This window comes from Bacteroides sp. RTP31139st1_H2_RTP31139_211217, assembly GCF_040227615.1.
Taxonomy (GTDB): domain Bacteria; phylum Bacteroidota; class Bacteroidia; order Bacteroidales; family Bacteroidaceae; genus Bacteroides; species Bacteroides uniformis.
On the sequence record NZ_JBCNZM010000191.1, the window covers coordinates 1 to 3238 of the forward strand.

General features: G+C 40.0%; 3 protein-coding genes. 2 read left to right on the forward strand and 1 reads right to left on the reverse strand.

Going from position 1 to position 3238, the window contains the following annotated elements:
• The first annotated feature begins 350 nt into the window (after positions 1–350).
• Positions 351–1004: a hypothetical protein gene (locus tag ABUA47_RS21195; RefSeq protein ID WP_005835140.1), complete on the forward strand. Its 654-nt coding sequence runs from the start codon at positions 351–353 to the stop codon at positions 1002–1004.
• Positions 1005–1608: 604 nt separating this feature from the next.
• Here ABUA47_RS21195 and ABUA47_RS21200 read toward each other — a convergent pair.
• Positions 1609–2358: a NigD-like protein gene (locus ABUA47_RS21200; RefSeq protein ID WP_008665687.1), complete on the reverse strand. Its 750-nt coding sequence runs from the start codon at positions 2356–2358 to the stop codon at positions 1609–1611.
• A 373-nt stretch (positions 2359–2731) separates the two neighbouring features.
• Between ABUA47_RS21200 and ABUA47_RS21205 the strand changes: the two genes are divergently transcribed.
• Positions 2732–3238, forward strand: a 507-nt coding sequence (locus tag ABUA47_RS21205) for an HU family DNA-binding protein (protein WP_349832006.1), incomplete at its 3' end; no start/stop codon positions are given.

The window sequence follows — 3238 nt, forward strand, 5'->3', positions numbered from 1 at the left end:
AACAAACTGAATTTCAACAATTTCAAAGAACGACTATGATTTTTTAGTGGACACTAATGGACGAAATTATAGAGAAAGCTAAGAAATCATCTTCTATTGGTACAGAAAAGACGTGGGAAAGTAAGGTTTATATAAAGGCTGGAATAGGATGAACGTGTTGTACTGTGCACTTTATTTATATTAGTGTTCATTGTGGTGTTATGCTTTCGCTATTTTATAAAAGATTATGTAATAAATATTTGGATAGTCAAAGATGATTAAATATATTTGTTCTTTATAAGCTATAAATGTGCTATATACAGTGTGTTAGTATAGTGTATTGAGTATTAATATGAACAAATATTAGGATTATGGCGACTAAAAAGAACGGCTTTAATACTGGAATTGCTAGTGAGTATTTGGTGTTGTCCATGTTGTATCGGTTGAATTATGAGGCTTATATAACAATGGGAAATAAGAAAAGTGTTGATATTTGGATAATGAGGGATGATAAAACTGCTGTCTCGATTGATGTAAAATCTGTTCGTGAATATGATTCTATTCCCGTAGGTAATGTGGAGGCAAAAGATAACCACTATGTTATATTTGTGATATATAATAAAAAATTTGAAATTGAAGGTACTCCTACACTGCCTGATTTTTATATAGTTCCTAGTTCATATGTGGTAGAAAGCAGGAAAGAATATGAATTGAAAGCTGGTGGAGAACGTTATAATATCTTTAAAAAGGATATTGAAGGATATAAAAATCATTGGGAGCTGTTGAATTCTTCTATTAAAAGTGGGAATGTTACACATGGTAAACTGGAAAAAGAAATGAATAGCAAAGAAGAAAAACAATTAGTTAGTTCTCGGTGGAATGACTGCAGTACAATGAGTATTATTCATACTCCTACTGAAGAAGAGAGGAAAAAAGCAACTGATGAAATGGTTGACAATGCAATTAAGAATGCAAAGAAATTTGCTGACAATAAAAGGGAGGGTGAAGGTAAGGAGAAGGGTTAGATTAGTCTAATTATAATTCATGTATATAATAGAATGCCGTTTAATGAAAATATTGAATGGCATTTTTTTTGTATTGAATGCTATTGTAAGAATAGATACTATTTATAAGTGTTGGTAAAATAGGGATTGCTTATGGGGAATTGATAGGGAATTGGAGAGCATTTTTTGTTGTCCGCGGTTAAAGAATGTCCGAACTTTATAGTGTACTAAAATAAGTGATACTATGGTTTATTTCGGAGTTGATTTGTATCGATTTTCATTAATTTGTAATGATTGTTTTAGAAAAGTTGTATATAAAAAAGAAAAAGGAGATGAACAGATTGTTCTAACTCCTTCTATATCTGAAAGTAATATTAAGTTCTTGAAAATTAGCTCTTTGTTTCCCCCAGACGCGTACTCTACCGGGCTGAGCTACATCCCGAATTGCGGGTGCAAATGTACGGCTTTATTTTAAAATAGCAAATATTTATAGTGCTTTTTTTATTGAATGAACCTATATTTTGCAGTTTCAAGGCTTTCGGTCAACGTGTCCTGCTCTCTTTTTACTTGTATGCCTGCTTCGCAAGGCAATGGCTTTGAGCGGGCAGGCATACTTTGAATGAAGTTATTGCAGGTTTAGGCTGTTTCTTACGGAAGTGATAGCCGGACTTTCGGGCGTTACGGATTTCCGGGTACAATAATCGAATTCCGCAGATTTTTCGCCGCTAAATGATTTCCACTTCAGTTTCAATTTAACGGTCTTGCCTTCTGTATCAGGCAGGGCATCCAACTTGAAAGCAACCAGTCCGTCCGCATACCTGCCGTAAATGTCGCCCTTGGCATTGTGGCGGAATTCTACTTCATACGGGTTTTCCGGATTCTCGCTCAGCAGCAGATTGACAAAGTGCTTTGTTTGATAGTCTCCTTGCTGAGTTCTAAAGCGAAGGGTCAGATAACCGTCTTCTGCGATGGTTACCCAATCGTTCACTATTTCCACCGGGTCGGTGCCGTATACGGTATCGTTCTCTTCACCCAAATCCGGGGCGATGGGTTTGGTAAGGATACTGTCTATCCAGTTTATATGTACAGCTTGGGTGTAGATATCGCTGGGCTCGTCCACTTCCTTGTAGTTTACTAAAGCGCGGACTTCCTTCTCGCCGTAGGGAGATTTCGTCATGTTGGTAGGCAGCAGAGTGGTCTTGTCATCCAATTGCAGAAAGACTGTCTGGTCTGCATCGGTCTTTACCGTTACCAGGGCATTGGGGAATCTCATGGCATAATTATCATCGTCGTCCAGGCACGATTGGAGGCTTAAGGAGCTGATGGTTGCAATAGCGATTAAAATTTTCTTGTTAAAGATTGACTTCATTTTCATAGTGTACTCTTTTAAATTAAACATTTGGAATAGGTCTTGCTTTTATAGAAATAGCATATTTGCGAAAACCCTGCATGCAGCATTGTTAATTAATGATAAGAGCCGGAGTAAGCTGGTGCGGAATATTATTCCCCGATACATGAAAGATATTTGTATATCAGGTGGAATATGATTACCTTTGCTGTATGAGATGCACATCTCGCGTGTGTTGAGATGTATGTCTCGAACTGCATGAGATGTGCATCTCGTGCATGTTGGGGAATAGCTGTCCGGCCGTATGGAAACTGGCTTTCTGTTTAGGGGAAGTAACCTTCGGGTGGGGTGTCAGCAGTCTGGTTGCAGTAAGAAACATTATGTTCATTGTGAAAAGAGTATGAGTATAGTCTATTTGGTTCGAAAGAAGGTTTTCCGCACGGCAGAAGGGGTGAAGCAACTCTATTATGCTGTGCAGCGTGTGTTACAGCGGCGTGGAGGTGTGACGGCAGAGCTGCTGGCGCAGCGTATGGCATCCAGAAAAGGGATGAGTTCGGGAGACGTGCAGAGTGTATTGATAGATTTGCCGAAGTTTATAGAGGAAGCGCTGATGGAGGGAGAGTCGGTGACCATTAAGGGGCTGGGTTCCTTCCATGTGGCGGTGACGAGTGACGGGTTTGAGCATCCCGACGATGTGATGCCGGGCAAGGTACGCTTATCCCGTGTCTATTTTCGTCCGGATAAGTCGCTGGTGGCGAGGCTGAACAGCGGGATGGATTTCTACCGTTATCCGCTTAGCCGATATTTCCCTCACGATATGTTGCGACCGGAAACGCTGCGAAAGGAGCGGGCCGAGGGAAAGACGGGAATTCCGGATGAAGACCCAGTTGGGATGGAAAATGATACG

Excerpts from the sequence above, each read along its gene's own strand:
- ABUA47_RS21195 (WP_005835140.1), top strand. The coding sequence starts at position 351 with ATGGCGACTAAAAAGAACGGCTTTAATACTGGAATTGCTAGTGAGTAT.
- ABUA47_RS21200 (WP_008665687.1), bottom strand. The coding sequence starts at position 2,358 with ATGAAAATGAAGTCAATCTTTAACAAGAAAATTTTAATCGCTATTGCA.